General features: G+C 44.3%; 16 protein-coding genes and 1 tRNA gene. 13 read left to right on the forward strand and 4 right to left on the reverse strand.

Features of this window, described 5'->3' with window-relative positions:
• The 7 genes from L0P88_RS07425 to L0P88_RS07455 all read left to right on the forward strand — a co-directional run bounded on the left by L0P88_RS07425 (position 1) and on the right by L0P88_RS07455 (position 6,356).
• Positions 1–462, forward strand: a complete 462-nt coding sequence (locus tag L0P88_RS07425; RefSeq protein ID WP_247133973.1) for a hypothetical protein — start codon at positions 1–3, stop codon at positions 460–462.
• On the forward strand, positions 459–1,733 hold the full coding sequence (locus L0P88_RS07430) for a hypothetical protein (protein WP_247133974.1): 1,275 nt from the start codon (positions 459–461) through the stop codon (positions 1,731–1,733). Before L0P88_RS07425 ends, L0P88_RS07430 begins: the two co-directional genes overlap by 4 nt.
• The gene (locus tag L0P88_RS07435) at positions 1,721–2,062 is read left to right on the forward strand and encodes a hypothetical protein (RefSeq protein ID WP_247133975.1); all 342 of its coding nucleotides are present in this window, start codon (positions 1,721–1,723) and stop codon (positions 2,060–2,062) included. Before L0P88_RS07430 ends, L0P88_RS07435 begins: the two co-directional genes overlap by 13 nt.
• Positions 2,049–2,513 (forward strand): prepilin-type N-terminal cleavage/methylation domain-containing protein, encoded by a 465-nt coding sequence (locus tag L0P88_RS07440; RefSeq protein ID WP_247133976.1) that lies wholly within the window; start codon positions 2,049–2,051, stop codon positions 2,511–2,513. The genes L0P88_RS07435 and L0P88_RS07440 overlap by 14 nt, the downstream gene beginning before the upstream one ends.
• The gene (locus L0P88_RS07445) at positions 2,514–3,650 is read left to right on the forward strand and encodes a type II secretion system F family protein (protein ID WP_247133977.1); all 1,137 of its coding nucleotides are present in this window, start codon (positions 2,514–2,516) and stop codon (positions 3,648–3,650) included.
• 403 nt (positions 3,651–4,053) lie between these two features.
• Positions 4,054–5,532, forward strand: coding sequence for a Gfo/Idh/MocA family protein (locus tag L0P88_RS07450; RefSeq protein WP_247133978.1), 1,479 nt, complete (start codon positions 4,054–4,056; stop codon positions 5,530–5,532).
• 20 nt (positions 5,533–5,552) lie between these two features.
• Entirely contained in the window at positions 5,553–6,356 is an 804-nt protein-coding gene (locus L0P88_RS07455; RefSeq protein WP_247133979.1) for a DUF1080 domain-containing protein, read from the forward strand.
• A gap of 434 nt (positions 6,357–6,790) precedes the next feature.
• Here L0P88_RS07455 and L0P88_RS07460 read toward each other — a convergent pair whose 3' ends face one another.
• Complete coding sequence (locus L0P88_RS07460) at positions 6,791–8,452, reverse strand: FAD-dependent oxidoreductase (protein WP_247133980.1); 1,662 nt, start codon at positions 8,450–8,452, stop codon at positions 6,791–6,793.
• Positions 8,453–8,459: 7 nt separating this feature from the next.
• Positions 8,460–9,851, reverse strand: a complete 1,392-nt coding sequence (locus L0P88_RS07465) for a sensor histidine kinase (protein ID WP_247133981.1) — start codon at positions 9,849–9,851, stop codon at positions 8,460–8,462.
• 159 nt (positions 9,852–10,010) lie between these two features.
• On the opposite strand from L0P88_RS07465, the gene L0P88_RS07470 reads away from it, so the two are divergent.
• The 3 genes from L0P88_RS07470 to L0P88_RS07480 all read left to right on the forward strand — a co-directional run bounded on the left by L0P88_RS07470 (position 10,011) and on the right by L0P88_RS07480 (position 14,811).
• Entirely contained in the window at positions 10,011–11,201 is a 1,191-nt protein-coding gene (locus L0P88_RS07470) for a cation:proton antiporter (RefSeq protein ID WP_247133982.1), read from the forward strand.
• Positions 11,194–11,454, forward strand: coding sequence for a glutaredoxin family protein (locus tag L0P88_RS07475; protein ID WP_247133983.1), 261 nt, complete (start codon positions 11,194–11,196; stop codon positions 11,452–11,454). The genes L0P88_RS07470 and L0P88_RS07475 overlap by 8 nt, the downstream gene beginning before the upstream one ends.
• A 168-nt stretch (positions 11,455–11,622) precedes the next feature.
• Positions 11,623–14,811, forward strand: a complete 3,189-nt coding sequence (locus L0P88_RS07480) for a TonB-dependent receptor (RefSeq protein WP_247133984.1) — start codon at positions 11,623–11,625, stop codon at positions 14,809–14,811.
• A gap of 175 nt (positions 14,812–14,986) precedes the next feature.
• Here the strand turns inward: L0P88_RS07480 and L0P88_RS07485 are convergent, their stop codons facing one another.
• Positions 14,987–15,607, reverse strand: coding sequence for a Crp/Fnr family transcriptional regulator (locus L0P88_RS07485; RefSeq protein ID WP_247133985.1), 621 nt, complete (start codon positions 15,605–15,607; stop codon positions 14,987–14,989).
• A gap of 164 nt (positions 15,608–15,771) precedes the next feature.
• Positions 15,772–15,855 (reverse strand) — tRNA-Leu (locus L0P88_RS07490).
• 142 nt (positions 15,856–15,997) lie between these two features.
• On the opposite strand from L0P88_RS07490, the gene L0P88_RS07495 reads away from it, so the two are divergent.
• The 3 genes from L0P88_RS07495 (at position 15,998) to pth (ending at position 18,360) form a co-directional block, all read left to right on the forward strand.
• A complete protein-coding gene (locus L0P88_RS07495; protein ID WP_247133986.1) occupies positions 15,998–16,939 on the forward strand; it encodes a ribose-phosphate pyrophosphokinase in 942 nt (313 codons plus the stop codon).
• A gap of 71 nt (positions 16,940–17,010) precedes the next feature.
• A complete protein-coding gene (locus tag L0P88_RS07500) occupies positions 17,011–17,652 on the forward strand; it encodes a 50S ribosomal protein L25/general stress protein Ctc (RefSeq protein WP_247133987.1) in 642 nt (213 codons plus the stop codon).
• Between the two features lie 75 nt (positions 17,653–17,727).
• Positions 17,728–18,360 (forward strand): aminoacyl-tRNA hydrolase, encoded by a 633-nt coding sequence (gene pth, locus L0P88_RS07505; RefSeq protein ID WP_247134847.1) that lies wholly within the window; start codon positions 17,728–17,730, stop codon positions 18,358–18,360.
• The last annotated feature ends 1 nt before the right edge of the window (position 18,361 follow it).

The raw sequence follows: 18,361 nt of genomic DNA on the forward strand, positions 1-18,361 counted from the left end.
TTGAACGCAAATACAAAAACATATCTCTTGTTGGGCCTGGTGCTTATCATCTGGGGAATCATAGGGTATCGTATACTTTCCACCATTTCCCCAGAGCCAAACGAGCAATTGGTGCTCAGGGAAACAGTACTAAAACCTTTGGAAAAAATTGAAAGGGACACCTTTAGCATTAAGGCAGACTATAGAGATCCTTTTTTGGGCACCCTACATCATCCGAAGATTAAAAAGAAAGCCAAACCAAACGGGCCAAAGAAAGAACGCTTTGACATTGATGTGCGCTATACAGGTTCCATGTTGAACAGCAATAACGGACAGCGTATTTTCTTTGTGACCATAAATGGACAGCAATCCTTGATGGAAAAAGGGAAACAGGCACAGGAAGTAAGCCTGGTCAACGGTTCGGAAAAGACCATTACGGTACGCTATAAGGGCATTCTCAAGAAGATTGAATTGCAACAATGAAGTGGTTCACCAAAATAAAGGGCGGTTCCCTGCAGTTTGTCTTGTTCATTGGAGCGGTCATTGCGGTACTCCTGCTCACCTTTGTGCTGTTGAGCCATATGCACATTCAGTTTTCAAAAAAGTCGGACACCTATATTGAGACCATCAAACAGGCCGATTTGGTCCTGGGAATGGCCTTGAACAATCCCAATGGGGAATCAGTAGGGTTAAGGAACCTCTCCCAAAAAGGCATTGAAACCACTGTGGTTCAGGATCGCTGGGGCTTGTTTGATTTATATAGGGTTGACGCCTCCTTCCAGAAAACGCGGTTTACCAAAATAGCGCTTGTAGGCATGAAAAGGGCCACAAATGATGCCGCACTTTACCTTAAGGACAATCAACGTCCCATGATCATTGTGGGGCATGCCCGTATAAAAGGGGATGCGTATTTGCCCGATCAAGGTATACGCCCCGGTAACATTGCAGGGCAATCCTTTTATGGTAATACCCCGGTACAGGGCAAACAAAAACGGAGCAATGGTTCACTCCCGCCAATAGCAGGACAACTAAAAAACAGTCTGGAACAATGGGCATCACCGGGTTTTATCCCAGCACGATCAAAACGCCTGAATGGCTTGCAGTCCAATGAACTGGCCCATTCCTTTTTGGAACCTCCCCTGGTCGTTTGGGGAGAGGTATTGCAGTTGGCAGGAAAAAAAATAACGGGCAATGTTGTCCTTAAAGCGGATTATAGGATTGTGGTCTCCCCCACTACCCTACTTACCGATGTAATTCTGGTAGCCCCGGAAATTGTGATCCAGGATGGTGTCACGGGAAGTTTTCAGGCCATAGCTTCCAAAACCATTGTGATGGGAAAAAACTGTTTGTTGCATTACCCCTCGGCACTGGCGGTCTTCCATAAGGAAAGCCGCACCGCTCTAAATCAGGGCATTCCCGTGCCCAACATTCAAATACAGGCCAATAGCAGCCTAAAAGGCATCATAGGGTATTGGGAGGACATTAGGGAGCAAAAGCAGCGCTACCATCCCCAGGTAAGGATTGATGCAGGGGCCAATGTGATTGGACAGGTCTATTGCGAAAAGCATTTGGAGTTAAAGGGCAGTGTCCATGGAAATGTAACCACGGACGGTTTTGTTGCCATGGAGAATGGCAGTGTATACCAAAACCACCTCTTTCAGGGTAAAATAGATGCTGGGGGCCTACCCTTACAATATGTGGGGCTGGGTTATGGACAGCAAGGGAAAGGAGGGGTGGCCAAATGGCTCTATTAAAAAAAATACGGGCATCCACACTTATGGAGACCATGGTGGCCACCATCCTGATCGTCATCATCTTTATGGTGGCCAGCCTGATCATGAATTCACTGATGGCCGCTCAGGTAACCGCGAATACAGGTAATATCTCGGAACGATTGCATCGCTTGGAATATCAGTATACCCATGGATTGCTGCAATTGCCCTATCAGGAGGATTGGAACGACTGGAGCATAAGGGCCGTCCTTGAAAAGGACGTTAATGTTCCCGTGGTCCGACTGGAAGCGACACATAAAACATCCAAAAAAAACCTCGAATCCATTCTAGTTGCGCATGATCCGTTTTAACCAAAAAATAAAGGCGTTTACCTTAAGTGAGATGATGGTGGTCCTTTTACTCACCGTTATTGTAGTGGGCTTGGCCTTTTCAGTATTGAATCTGGTAGAAAAACAAATGGCGGGCATTCGGAAGGAGTATGGGGCCACTACGGAAGTGCGTTTGTTGAAACAAGCGCTTTGGAAGGACGTAAGAACGTTTTCCAGAATATACGCCGCCGAAAATGGGGATGGACTGATCTGTGATGGCTCAGGGGGGCAAATCCAATACTTGTTTTATAAGGATTACATAATACGGGGCAGTGATACCTTTAGGGTAGCAATTGGGCACAAAAAATACTATTTCATGGGTAGGCCCGTAATATCCGGTGAAGTGGATGCTTTGGAACTGCAATTTAACGACAGCATAAGACAGCCGTTACTGGTCTATAAGATCAATGCCTCCGAATCATTTATGGATTGAATGGGATTTAAACTGGACAACATAGCGACAGGAACCGTTGAGGGAAAGGCAAAAGACAAGCCTAATGTGGATATCTGGAAAAAGGAAATCCATTGGTTTGGATCACTTTTTTCCAATAAGAAAAAAGAGGATTTCTACACGGAACTCAGTGTGCTGTTAAAAGCGGGAATTACGCTAAAGGAAGCCCTGGAGCTGATTCAAGAAGGCCAAAAAAAGGAAAAACTGACAGATTTTTTTGGAGGGTTGACGGAACACTTGATATCCGGTCAAAGTTTTTCAGAATCCATTCGCCAAAAAAAGGAATTTACGGAATACGAATACCATTCCATCAAAATAGGGGAGGAATCGGGAACATTGGCGGAGATAACTGACGAACTGGGCAATTTTTTTGCCAAAAAAAATGAACAGCGCAGAAACCTGATCAATGCCCTGACCTATCCAATCATCATTCTGGTCACGGCGATATTGGTCGTTCTTTTTATGCTTCGTTTGGTTGTACCCATGTTTCAGGACATCTTTAAGCAAAACAATGTGGAATTGCCCTGGATCACTAAAGTGGTGGTCTCGGCCTCTGATTTTCTACAGTCGTATGGATCGTGGTTTTTATTGGTGGTTGTAGCCATCATTTTTTCAAGGCGACTACTGCGGAACAATGTATCCGTTAAAAGGCTTCGCGATCGTATGCTATTAAGGATTCCTTATGTGGGTACTTTTATTAAGGCGGTCTATCTCGCCCAATTTACCCGGGCATTGAGCCTATTGACCGCTTCCCGATTGCCTATGCTCAACAGTATTGAGCTGGCCGGAAAAATGATAGATTTTATTCCTTTAAAGGATGCCCTGGTGGAGGTGAACCAAAAGATACTCCAGGGAAGGAGCCTATCCCAAAGCCTTAAGGACAACACCTTGTTCGATTCCAAGATGGTTTCCCTGGTCAAAGTGGCAGAGGAGACCAACCAAACCGAATATATCTTTGAGCGATTAAACTCCCAATACAGTATCGAAGTCCAACAACGGTCAAAATTACTTTCAACCCTATTGGAACCAATGATCATACTGGTGGTCGGGATTTTTGTGGGCGTCATTCTTATTGCCATGTACCTGCCCATGTTCAAGTTGGGCAGTGTACTGGGATAATGGCCCTTTGGTCCATAGGATAGTCAGCGCTTCCAAAAGCAATGGAAGCATCCTCCTGCACTCAAAAAAATCTGAAGCCCATTTTCCTTTCATTTTTTCAAACACTTGGACTATTTGAATTCATAACGGGAAATGGTATCTTAACGCTTTTTTATTACGAAAGTGGGACCAACTTGTCGTTCCCTCGATAGGGCCAAGCGGTGAAGTCGCTTTTATGGAAGAGATTATTTTTAAGCCTTACGCTTTGGAAAAAATGGTTTTCGCATCGACCTTTCGGGGATAGTCGGTATTTCGTTTTTAAGAATATCACACATAACAATGGCCAGCATTGATAAAACATCAAAAAGTTCTGTATTTTTGGGACAAATCGGAACCAATTAAGCAAATTGCAAAATAAAAATGTATGACACATAAGAAAGCAAAAAATGAGAGAAGGGACTTTTTAAAAAAGTCGGGGGTAGCCTTGGCAGGCATTTCCATAGTACCAAGCCATGTCATTTCAGGAATGGGCCATACCGCCCCAAGCGATAAACTGAATATCGCCGGTATCGGTGTAGGCGGAATGGGCCGCGCAAACCTGAGAAATATGAACACCCAGAATATTGTGGCCCTGGTAGATGTGGATTGGAAATATGCCAAACGCTGTTTCGATGACTATCCCGATGCAAAAAAGTACAAGGATTATCGAAAAATGCTGGATGAAATGGGTAAGGATGTAGATGCGGTGGTGATCGCTACCCCAGACCATACCCACTACGTTTCCGCAGCGGATTCCATGCGGATGGGCAAACACGTTTATCTCCAAAAGCCCTTGACACATTCCGTATATGAATCCCGAAAACTCCGAGAACTTGCCCAAGAGACCGGAGTTGCCACCCAAATGGGGAATCAGGGGAACTCCAGTGATGATATGCGAAAAGTATGTGAATGGATTTGGAATGGCGAAATTGGAACAATAACCAAAGTGGATGCCTGGACAAATCGTCCCATATGGCCACAAGGGTTGGAAAGACCGTTGGAAACACCTTCCCTGCCTCCCACCCTGGACTGGGACCTGTTCATTGGACCAGCCGAATGGCGTCCTTACCACCCATCCTATACCCCATGGAACTGGAGGGCCTGGTGGGATTTTGGAACCGGGGCGTTGGGAGATATGGCATGCCATATCATGGATCCAGTCTATAAAGCGTTGAATTTAGGATTCCCATATGCTTTTGAGGCCTCTTCTTCCCAGGTGAACACGGAAAGTGCACCCATATCGGAAAAAGTAACCTATTATTTTGGCGAGCGGCCAAAGAAAGGAAAGGTAAAAATGCCGGCCGTACAGTTTACTTGGTATGATGGCGGTCTGACCCCAAAACGTCCTGAAGGACTAAAACCTGGCGTATTCCTGGGAGACTGGGGAGGTGGTGCAATTTTTTATGGCTCCAAAGGAACCCTTATATGCGGAACCTATGCGAGGGATCCATTTATCATAGGTAGAGAGGACAATCCACCTCGGGTCACCAATGAATTGCGAAGAATTCCGAATGCCATGGAAGGCGGCCATGAAATGGATTGGGTCCGTGCGTGTAAGGAAAGTAAGGAAAACCGCGTGGAGTGTAGTTCCAATTTTGAATATGCAGGACCATTGAACGAAACGGTCGTTGCTGGAAATCTTGCTGTACGTTTACAAGATTTACGTAGAAGATTGGAATGGGATGCCGAAAATATGAAGATCACGAACATCAGCGATACGGATGAAATTCGAGTGGTAACCACGGATAGTTTTACCGTAATTGATGGTGATCCAAAATTTGATACGCAATACGCCAATTTAAATGCAAAAGAAGCGGCTGAGAGCTATATCAAAAAGACCTATAGGGAAGGTTGGAGCTATTAATAACAAACAAAACAAAGTCAATGAAAAAATCACAAATAATTGTAGTGGTGCTCGCAGGACTGTTATTTTCCTGTAATTCTTCCAAAAAAGAAGAAAAACAAGCAGCACAGGAAGAACCGGCAATGGAAAAAACCGAGACGGCAATGGTACCCAATGCCCTTACCGATGAAGAAAAGGCAGAAGGTTGGAAACTCCTATTTGACGGGGAAGGCCCATCCGGTTGGAGGAGTTACGGAAAGGAAACTTTCCCTGACGGCTGGGTCATTGCAGATGGTATGATACACTGTCCCGGTTCCGGCAGGGGCGAAGCCGGAGGAAAGGATAGAGGGGATATCATTTATGGAGGTTCCATGTTTTCAAATTTTCACTTGAAATTGGAATGGAAAATTTCCGAAGGTGGTAATTCCGGTATATTCTACTTAGGACAGGAATCCGATGACCTTGATTATATCTGGAAAACCGCTCCGGAAATGCAGGTTTTGGACAATGACAAACACCCCGATGCAAAGATGGGTGCGGATGGAAACCGACAAGCGGGATCCCTATATGACCTTATTCCCGCCAAGCCTCAAAATGCAAAGCCCGTTGGGGAGTGGAACCAAGTGGAAATAATGGTCTACAAAGGTTCTGTTTGGCATAAAATGAATGGGGAAAAGGTAGTGGAATATCATTTGTGGACCCCAGAATGGAATGAAATGGTAGCGGGAAGCAAATTCCCGGGATTAAATGAAAATTGGGCCGATGTTGCCACTGAGGGTTATATTGGTTTACAGGACCACGGCGATGATGTGTGGTTCCGAAATATAAAAATCAAGGAGCTTTAATCCAATGGGTCCCTAAGGGACCCATTGGATCCATAGGAATAAAAAGCACGGTTTTAAACCGTGCTTTTTTAATTTTGGTAAACACGTGATCATATTGTCACCAAGGCATTTTCAAAGCCCTTTGAATACCTCTTGGTGAATTGGACAAAACCTTACGGACAATTTATCCTATATCCTCACATTCGGATACTGGTACACGAACGCTTTATGGCACAGACCGTTGGGATTTCTTCCATATCCAAGGCCATTTTTTTGTATTGTGCTCCTGAATAGCCTTCAACCTAACTGTGAACTTTAGAGCCAAAATTTTAGTCCTTAACTATGGCTATGCCTTTCCATCGCCCCGGCTCGCCCATAGCTTTCGCTATGTCGTGCCTCGTTCCGCACTAAAAATGACCTATAACAATTCCAATCACAAATTCCCAAACAGGCTCTTAGTTCTCGTTCAAATATTTGTGTACCAAACTGATGGACATAGAACCCTCGCCAACGGCAGAGGCAACACGGTTCATCGCCCCACTGCGCACATCACCGGAGGCAAAAATACCCGGTACACTGGTTTCCAAAAGATAAGGTGTTTTGTCCTGTTTCCATACCAGGCTTCCGTTTTCGTGGTCCAATACCTCCCGTCCAGTGACTAAAAAGCCCTTTTTATCCTTTAGGAACAGATTACCCGTCCACTCGGTATAGGGTTTTGCCCCAATAAAGATAAAGATGGCCCTTGCCTCGTGGTCCGTTTCCTGGCCACTTATATTATTGCGCAGCACTAAAGCTTCTAAATGACTATCGCCTTTGGCCTCAATAATTTCCGAATTGGGCAGGATCTCAATATTGGCCGTAGTATTGATTTGGTCTATCAAATACGAACTCATGGTGGACACCAGGGAATCACGGCGAATTACGATATATACCTTTTTTGCAAACTTGGATAGGTACATCGCACCTTGACCGGCACTATTCCCACCACCTACAACGTATACTTCCCCGTTCTTACAGGTATGCGCTTCCGTAGTAGCCGCGCCATAATACACTCCGGCACCCGTGAATTCTTCCATCCCCTTATTAGGAAGTTTACGATAATCAACACCCGTGGCAATGACCACTGTTTTGCTCTTCACCTGGGCGTTGTTGGACAAGGTAAGGGTTTTGTAGGAATCCTTGACCTCAATGGCCTTGACCTCAACAGGGGATAGGAACTCAATGCCAAAACGAGTTGCTTGGGTAATGGCGCGCCGGGCCAAATCAGAACCACTAAGTCCTTTGGGAAAACCCAAATAGTTTTCGATGCGTGAACTTGTTCCCGCTTGCCCTCCCGGGGCTTTTTTATCAATGAGAAGGGTCTTAAGCCCTTCACTTCCTCCATAAACCGCCGCGGCCAATCCTGCTGGCCCCGCTCCTATGATGATGACATCGTACAGTTCTTCCTGGGCTTTGATATTGAGCCCCAATTTTTCAGCAATGGTGGTAAGCTTCGGATTTTTCAATAAGCTGCCGTCCTCGAGGAAAACTACGGGCAAGTCTTTGTCTTCCAGAGAATTGCTTTCACTTAATTCTTTGGCCGTTGCATCATTTTCAATATTCAGGAATTGGTAGGGAAACATATTGCCCGCCAAAAAATCCTTGATATAATGTGTGTTGGGTGAAAATTGATACCCCACTATCCGCAGGCCTGTAAATGGCGGTGAGTAATGCGCCAACCAATCCTGGAGGACATCATCAATTACAGGAAACAGTTTTTCTTCAGGTGGGTTCCAGGGTTTTAGCAAGTAGTAATCAAGCTGAACATCATTTATGGCCTTGATGGCAGCATCAGTATCGGAATATGCGGTAAGCAGGACACGTTTGGCCTGTGGAAAAGTGACCAATGCCTTTTCCAAAAAATCGACCCCCAGCATTTCCGGCATACGTTGATCAGAAAGGAAGAGCGCCGCTTCCTCACCTTTGTTCTTCAAGGAAACAATGGCTTCCAGCGCCTCATTGGCAGAGGTGGTGGCCATGATTCGGTAATCGTTTCGGTAACGTGAACGAAGGTCACTTCGAATGGCGGCCAATACTTGGGCATCATCGTCCACAGCTAGTATAATGGGTTTTTTCACGGAAATCTTATTCTGGATTAGGGTCAATGGGCAAGCAAACCTCAAAAATGGTCTCACCAGGTTTTGAAGTGGCCTTTACCTGACCGTTATGTTGCTTTATTATTTTTTGGGTTACGTCCAATCCAAGACCTGTCCCCTTACCTACTTCCTTGGTCGTATAAAAGGGTTCAAAAATGTGGTTCAGGTGTTCCTGGGCAATGCCGTGGCCATTATCCTGTACATAGGTATAGGCAAAATTTTCAGTTGCCTTTGTGCGTATGGTCAATCGGCCTCCTTTTGGGGGCAAGGCATCTATGGCATTATCAATAAGATTTGTCCATACTTGATTCAATTCGCCTGGTAGCCCCATGATTTTTGGCATGGCTTCATCAAATTCCGTGACCACCTCATGTCCTACTTTGCGCAATTTATGATTAAGCACGTTCAACGTACTTTGGATACCCTGGTGAAGGTCCAACCATTGAAAGTCCAGGCTCTGGTCCATGTAGGAATACGTCTTTACGGACTGTATGAGTGTTTCAATTCGAGATGAGGCCTCTTTAATATCAGTTACCGTTTTATTCGTGGTCATGTTCTGCACAATCCATTTGAGGACAGGATTGAAATCCTCTTCCCTGAGCAATGACTTTACAAATTGCAGGTCTTCAATATTGAACTGATATTCCACCAATAGGGGTACCAAGTCATATTTATCATCAAGACTACATTCTGAAAACCAGTCGTACAACTCGTCTTCCAAAGTGTTTTGCTCCAACAATGTAAGTTCCGAGGGCTTTTCCGTTAGCTTCTGATACATAAAGTTGTTAACGGCGTCTATGGCTGCATCATCGGTCTTTATTTTAATGACCCGTTTAAAATCGGCCGGCAATCCCATAAGGTGCTGTTCCAATAAGGAAGCACTGCGGACCATTGCCGAGGCGGGATTGTTCAATTCATGCGCCAGACCGGCAGAAAGTTTTCCCAAAGCGATCAGTTTCTCATTCTGTACCTCGATTTGGGTGATGTTTCGGATACGGTTGTTCATTTCATGGACCAGGACTTCCGTCAACTCATAATGGTCCCTGATCAACTCCCGCATTTTTTCCCGATGTAGCTTCCCCACCCTTGCCGGTTTTCTGGCAACGGCAAAACCAGTGGCCTGCTTTGCCCTTGAAAAAGGGAGCATCCCCGTAATATCATGTTTTTGCAAGCGGCCAAAAGCCTTTCTATTGTTATTGTTTACCAGGTACAACTCAAAATCACCTTCAAAAATGAGCATCAAATGGTCTATTGGGCTACCCTTTTGGAAAAGAAACCCCCCTTTGGGAATATCCACCATTTCCATATGCCTACTTAACCATTGCAACTGCACCTTGGGCACATTATTGAGTTTGGAAAAGTCATTTAACGCCTCAATCATACAGGATTCCTTTTATGTGAAAAAGCAAGTTTTTTCATAACTGAAAGATAGGGAACTTGTAGGGAAAAACCACCTATTGTATTTTGGCAGATACCGCATGGATTCTCCCTTAAGAAATCGCTTAATATTCGTAATTTCACCTTGCACTAAAACCAAGCTATGCAGCATCATGTACTCCTTAACCTCTTCGCTATTTTCGGAGTTGCTACAGCAGTTATTATCATTTGTAAATTTTTGAAAATCCGATACATCATCGGTTATCTCATTACCGGTGTCCTGTTAAGTCCAAACACTACCTCTTATTTTGCAGATATGGAGGAGGTGGAAGTGTATGCCGAAATAGGCATCATCCTCTTGCTGTTCACCGTTGGACTGGAATTTTCGTTCAGCAATTTGAAGCGCATAAAAAACTACGTGCTCGTGGGCGGGGCCTCACAGGTGTTTTTTACCATATTCCTTACCGCAGCGCTCATTTGGTTGTTAATGCGCCCCTCTTTGGAGGAAAGCCTGTTTTGGGGCTTCCTCTATGCCCTGAGCAGTACGGCCATCGTGGTCAAGGTGTTACAGGATAGCAACAAAATCAACACGCCCCATGGCAAGTTCATTTTGGCGGTCTTATTGTTCCAGGACATCATGATCGTCCCCCTTATGCTATTTACACCCATTTTGGCAGGTGCGGGGGAAAGCAGTGCCTTTGAGGCTTTGCTATGGTTATTGGGCAAATTGATACTGATGGGTGGAATAGCCTATTTATTGGCACGATTTATTATTCCTTATTTCCTGAAGACGGTCATGAAAATACAAAGTCAGGAAGTTTTTTTGATTGCCCTGGTATTCATTGTGACCGGCATTGCCCTGTTGACCGAGAAATTGGGGCTGTCACTGGCATTGGGTGCCTTTATTGCCGGACTTATCATTGCTGAGACGGATTACAACCGTATGGCCATTTCTTGCTTTTTACCCTTCCGGTACGTTTTCATGAGCTTTTTCTTTATTTCAATGGGCATGTTGTTGGATTATCGCATTTTCACTACGGATGGGGGATGGATCGTTTTCTGGTTCTTCTTTGCATTGACCGTTAAGGCCATTGCGGGCATTTTAGCTGTAAAAGTGATGAAACTGGAATGGAAGACCGCCCTGGCCGTTGGCTTTTCCATTGCGCAGATTGGGGAGTTCTCTTTTGTATTGGCGCAAAGCGGATTGAAATACGAACTGATCAGCCAGAACAACTATCAAATCTTTTTGGCCGTATCCATTTTGTTGATGTCCGTAACGCCCATAATCGTGACCCAGGCCGAACATATCCACCCCAGGTTTATCAAACTCCTCAAAATAAGGACCCATGGCTAAGGATACACTAAAACTATACGGCGCGGACTGGTGTCCCAAATCTGCCAATTTGCGCAATTACCTGCAATCGATTTGGGTTACATTTGACGACTACAACGTGGAGACCGATGCCGAGGCGGAACAAAGCGTTCGTAAACGCTACAATGGGGATTTAAAATTCCCAACGGTGACCTACGGTACCGATTTTCTAAAAAACCCTTCCCTTAAGGAGCTCGATATTTTCTTGGATAAATATGGGCTAAAAGACATTTGATCCATTCGTACCAGTTTTAATGTGTATTTGCATTAATCTGCAAAACACATGTCCCAGCAATTTTAAAAAAAATTAAAGTTAAGGTTAACATGAATGTACATGTTAAAACTTAACATGTAACCCCTCTGCCCCGGGTCTAGATTTACATTTCAATCAAAATGTATGAAAATGAAAATCTACCGACCCAACCGTCAAAAACAATGGAAAGGAGTACAAAAATTAATGGCCTTTTTAGGTATTGTGATGTTTTGCTCAGTGTCCTATGGCCAAGCCACCAATGCCTCAATTCGGGGTAAAATTACAGATGCGAATGGTGAATCCCTAATGGGAGCGGCCATAGTAGTGAAGAATACGTCCACCGGATTCGTTTCGGGTACGGTGACCAATGAAAATGGAAACTATAGGGTACAACAATTACCACTGGGGGGGCCCTATTCGATTACTGTTCAGTATCTGGGTTTTCAAGATAGCGTAAGGGAAGGGTTTACCCTTAATTTAAGTGATGCCCTGGTTTTGGATTTTGTGATGCAAGAAGCTTCTACTGAACTGGATGAAGTGGTCGTAACATCCAATACCCTTACCAAACGGATAGAGCAATTGGGCGCATCCACCAAAATAGGCACCGATCAAATAAAAACACTTCCCCTGGAAGGAAGGAACTTTACCGGTTTAACCAGTCTTTCCCCTTTACAGGGTGGTGGATCTATCAATTTGGCAGGGCAAAGACGTACCTCGACCAATGTCACCATAGATGGGGTGAACGCCAGAAACCAATTAACGGCAGGAGAAATTGGACGGGGCCCTTATACCATTTCCCAGGAAGCCATTAGGGAGTTTGAAGTGGCCACCAATGATTATTCCGTGCTCCAGGGTAGACAAGGTGGGGGCGCCATTAACGCCGTAACCAAATCCGGGACGAATACACTTAGTGGAAGTGCCTTTTTCTATCATAGGGCCGATGCGCTACAAAGCCAATTCAACATTCGCGGAGAAGATCGTGATGCCAATTTCTTTACCTCCCAGTATGGGTTCAGTTTATCGGGTCCCATCATCAAAGATAAGTTACACTTCTTTGCGGTTTATGAGCGACAGGATGCCGGGGAGCCCCTGAGCATCGCAGACATTCAGAGTGACAATGACCAAAACCTTTTGGGTATTTCCCAGGAGAATTTAGATCGTTTTTTACAGATAGGACGTGATGTATATGGGCTGAGTGACTCTAGACAGACCGGTCAGTTTGATAGGGAAACTGAAGCCAATAACCTGTTTGTCCGCCTGGATTGGCAAATTAATGACAAACATAGGCTTACCCTTAGGAACCTATACAACAAATGGGAAAATCCTTTTAGCGTAAGTGACAATTCCAATATTGAAGTTGCGGAATCCTTTTCAAATTTCGAATCCCAGGAAAATAGCACGCTGTTGTCCCTGCGCTCCATATTTTCCCCAACGGTGATCAACGAGTTCAAAATACAGTACCAACATGCTGAAAGACAATTCACCCCAAATACCGAACTCCCTTCTTCCAACATCCCCCGGGCCATTGTTGAGGTGTCTTCGGTATTGCCCAATGGTAATACAAGAAACCGTAGTGTGCAATTGGGTGGGCAACGTTTTACCCCGGAAACGAATTTGGAAAACCAATTACAAATCGCCAATACGACCTATGTCAATTCCGGAAAATTCAATTTTACATTTGGGACGGACAATCTTATCACCTATTTGGAAACATTGCTTTCCAACGAGCAGAACGGCCGTTTTTTCTTCGATTCCCTTGATGATTTTGAGAATTTGAACGCTTCCAGATATGCCCGTGAGGTTCCTTTGCAAGGATTACCTTTGGTAGAACAGACCGTTCTAGATCTTTCCTTGTTCGGACAGGTTGAATTTGATTTGGCAAAAAACCTCAACCTAATGGCGGGAATCCGTTGGGATGCTACCGTATTTATGGATGAGGCCGAATTCAATCCCACCGTATTTCAAGAATTGGGCATACGCACCAATGAAAAAATCGACGACTTTGACAATATCCAACCTCGCTTTCAATTAACATGGAACGTGAAGGGCAAGAATACCGACATCATCAAAATTGGAGGGGGTGCCTTTAGTGCACAGCCCCATTATTATGCCCAGGTGAACAACATTCAAAATAGTGGCACTTTGCTCGGTGCCATAGATGTAACGGGGGATGCCGTTCCAACACCTGATTTTATTTCCTATCGCAATGATCCCAGTACCGTACCGGGAGTTCCGGAGGGAGAGACCCCATTTTCAACCATAAATGCGGTTAGTCCCAATTTTGAAGTCCCCACCATATACAAAGGAAACATAAGTTATACCCGATTTTTTGGAGATCGTTACACTTTGGGCATCAATGCTATTTTTAGCCATACGACCAACAACTATGTATATCAGGAAGCCAACTTGGTGGCGGAGCCCTTTTTTACCACGCCCATAGAAGGACGTGAAGTATTTGTTCCTGCAAATACGATTGGTGAGAACGGACTTACCGATTGGACGAATTCAAGAGTATCCGATCAGGTGGGGCGTACCTTGGTCTTGACATCCGATGGGGTCTTGGACAACATTTCAGTCATTGTGGAAGGCTCTGCCCGTATTGGTCGCGATGGCTATATAAACGCTAGTTTTACATGGAACAGGACCAAGGACAATTCCTCCTATAACTGTTGTGTGGCCAATACCTCTACGTTCCTACCCGTGGAAGGGGATCCCAGGGATCTGAACTACGGTTTTTCCGATAATCATTTTGACACCAAAGTGGTCCTTAATGGTTCCACGCCCACCTGGAAAGGGTTTAACTTTGGAGCTACCATTATTGGAACGGGGGGCACGCGTTATTCACTTCATGTAGACGACAATACCAGTGCCAATGGGGATTTCAATTTACGAAATGATATTGCCTATATTTTTGACCCCAATGACCCCAATACGCCGCAGGCCATCATAGACGGCTACAATGAAGTATTGAACGACCCAGAGACCCCCGAAGGATTTAAGGAATATCTACGGGAAAGCTTTGGTGGTTTTGCAGAGCGTAATGGAGGCAAGAACCCCTTTAGGGCCATCATTGACCTGCGCTTACAGAAAAGGTTCAGCTTTAACCGGAACAAACATGGTCTTGAACTCACAGCGGACGTGTTCAATTTTGCCAATTTATTGAACAAGGAATGGGGGCGTACCAACAACTTTGGAAGGAGAAGGGATTTTATGCGTATCAACGGCTTTGATCAGGCGACAAATGCATACGATTATAGTGTACAGACCGGAGCCGGCACCGAGCCTATAAATGGTACCCCTTGGCGACTTCAGTTGGGCGCACGATACACTTTTAATTAAGTTGAGTTGTTTATTAGCTATGGAGAGGGGTTTGTTAATTTCAAACCCCTCTTATCAAAACCATACCTTACTTTTTAAAATGAATTTCATAAATAGACCCTGATGAAGAAAAGGACGAACCTAGCGAAATCGAAACTGACTTATCGTATGGGACTAAGGTATTTCATCAGGTATTTTAAATCGTGGAAACTGATTTTTTCTTCAAGGCATTGGAGATGGTCTGTCGGGTTGCCCCAATAAGATCCCCTAAGTCCTTTTGGGTCAAAAGGTCGTACAGCTTATACGTGGAACCCGCATCATCATTGATATTTTTGTTAAAATAGGATTCTAAAAACCGAAGTTTTTCCGAAGTGTTCCTTTCGTTTATTTTACGCAGTTTCTTCTCTGCGGTGCACCATCTTTTTACAATGTAGGATATAAACCATTCAGCAATAGCGGGTTCTTCTATAATTACTTCCTTAAAAAAGGACAATTGATAGACCCGCAATCGAGTAGCCGTGAGTGTTTTTGAAAATTCAAAGAATTGATTGTTCAGATATTTAAGATTCCCGAAGAAATCCTTTTCCGATACTACATCATAGACAAATTCCTCCCCCTGTTCGGTATAACTGCCCAGCTTCAGGGCCCCATTGATCACTTCGTAAATATACCTGTGTTCCAATGGAGGTTTGTATACATATTCATTTTTTTGAACAATCAGTTCAAATACTTTACCGTCCAGGTTATGGCCCAAACTGTCCCTTAAATAGTGGAAAAGGTCAAAATTCTCGTAGTTTGTATTGATTGGTCGTTCCATGATAGGGATATGCCCCAAAACACTGAATATTCCTTTCAAAATTAGGTTCCCTGAATTAGCTTAAGGTTATCCATTGATTATTAAAAAGCTTATGAGGATATAATGGTGGTGGAAAAATTGGTCTGAAACAAAAAGCCCCTGAAAAATCTCAGGGGCCTAATTTGTACCGAAGGTGGGAATCGAACCCACACGGTATTGCTACCACTGGATTTTGAATCCAGCGCGTCTACCAATTCCGCCACTTCGGCCAATGGGACTGCAAAGCTAAAAAATAATTTGAATCCCAAAACCAAAATAACCACAATTATCCTTTAGCAAGCCAGATTAATTTTTAAATTTGCACCGCTTTTGAACAGGCTTAGCTTTTAGCGCTGTTATAAATTGTAAGCAATGCCATATCAAGTTCCGGAACCAAAAATATTTGCATGTACGCAAAGTACCGTATTGGGCGAAAATATTGCGAAAGCGTATGGGGCCGATTTGGGAAAAGTACATTTCTCAAGATACAGTGACGGAGAGTTCCAGCCCTCTTTTGAGGAATCCATTAGAGGGGCCCGAATTTTTATCATTGGTTCCACCAATCCTGGCCCGGAAAATTTGATGGAAATGCTATTGATGCTGGATGCCGCCAAAAGGGCCTCGGCAAGACATATTACAGCGGTAATGCCCTATTTTGGTTGGGCAAGACAGGATAGAAAGGATAAGCCCAGGGTTCCAATTGCGGCCAAGTTGATTGCCAAAATGCTGGAAACCGCTGGTGCAACACGGATCATTACCATGGATTTGCATGCCGATCAAATTCAAGGCTTTTTCGAAAAACCGGTGGATCATTTGTTTGCTTCCACCCTTTTCTTTCCCTATCTACAAAACCTTAGCCTGGAGAACCTTTGTATCGCTTCCCCGGACATGGGGGGATCCAAAAGGGCCTATGCGTATTCCAAAGCACTGGAAAGTGATGTGGTCATATGTTACAAGCAACGTGCCAAGGCCAATGTCATTTCCAAAATGGAATTGATCGGGGAGGTAAAGGGCAAAAACGTGGTATTGGTGGATGACCTGGTAGATACCGCAGGCACACTGACCAAGGCTGCCGATCTGATGATGGAAAGGGGGGCATTGAGTGTACGGGCCATTACCACCCATGGGTTGTTATCTGGTGATGCCTATGAAAAAATCAAAAATTCCAAGTTGCAGGAATTGATCATAACAGACTCCATTCCTTCTCATGAAAACAGTGAAAAAATACGGGTTTTAAGTTGTGCGGAACTATTCGCGGATGTTATGCACCGCGTGCACCACAATACTTCAATCTCGTCCAAATTTATTATGTAGCCTTCGACTACGCCGGGAGTGAACAGCCCGGCAAATCGATACAATGAAAGTTTAATTATTTACTAGAAAAAATGAAATCAATTACGATCAAAGGATCCCAAAGAGAAAGCGTGGGCAAGGTTTCGACCAAAGCCTTACGTAATGCTGGAAAGGTCCCTTGCGTGCTGTACGGAGGGGAAAAACCAATGCACTTTTCAGCTGATGAAATCGCGTTTAAAGATTTAGTGTATACCCCCAATGCCTACACGGCGGTAATTGAATTGGAAGGTGGTGAGACCTTTAAAGCTGTATTACAGGATATTCAATTCCATCCGGTAACGGATAAGATTTTGCATATCGATTTCTATCAGCTCTTTAAGGACAAGCCTGTTACCATGGAAATCCCTGTCCGTTTGGAAGGAAATTCCCCAGGGGTCAGAAATGGTGGACGTTTATTGTTCCGGAAAAGAAAGCTTTCTGTTAAGGCATTACCGGATTTGCTTCCAGACGAGATTACCGTAGATATTTCCAAATTAAGAATTGGGGGTAAGGTAGCAGTGGAAACCCTTAGAACGGATGACTTTACCATTGTGCATCCGGACAACATTACCGTTGTACAAGTGAAGGCCTCCCGTAATGCCATTGCGGATGAAGAGGAAGAGGAGGAAGAAGGTGCCACAATAGAGGGTGCGGAAGCACCTTCGGCAGATGCAGCGGCATCAGCGGAGAGTTAACCTTTTAACCCTATCAAAACAAAAGCATCCGGACCCCATGTTTTGGATGCTTTTTTATTTTTGAAGAAAAACAAAGTGTTTCAATTTTTAAAATCACTGTTTACCAACACCAGTGCACCTATACTTGAAGAAATCGATGGCATGAAAAAGTTTTTGGTCGTAGGCCTGGGCAATATTGGGGAAAAATATGCAGGAACAAGACACAATATTGGATTTGCGGTCTTGGACCAGTTGGCAACGGAGGAAGATTTTATATTTAAAGAGGTTAGATTGGGGGCAGTGGCCAATTTTAGGTACAAAGGAAAGTCCATACTATGCCTTAAGCCTTCGACCTATATGAACCTTAGCGGAAAAGCAGTAAAATATTGGATGGAGCACGAAAAAATTCCATTGGAAAATGTACTTATCGTTACAGATGATATTAACCTTCCCTTTGGAACACTGCGTTTAAAGGGCAAGGGAAGTGATGGCGGACATAATGGGTTAAAGGATATCCACCATATGTTACAGACCAGTCACTACCACAGATTTCGTTTTGGCATTGGGGCAGAATTTTCCCAGGGCAGGCAGGTGGATTATGTATTGGGGAAATGGACGGAAAATGAAGAACACGCCCTGGTGGAACGCTTAAAAAGAAGCACCGAACTTATACGTTCCTTTATTTTTGCAGGCGCAAAAAACACCATGAACCTTTTTAATGGCACTTAAG

The organism is Muricauda sp. SCSIO 64092, assembly GCF_023016285.1.
In the GTDB taxonomy this organism is placed as follows: Bacteria; Bacteroidota; Bacteroidia; order Flavobacteriales; family Flavobacteriaceae; genus Croceivirga.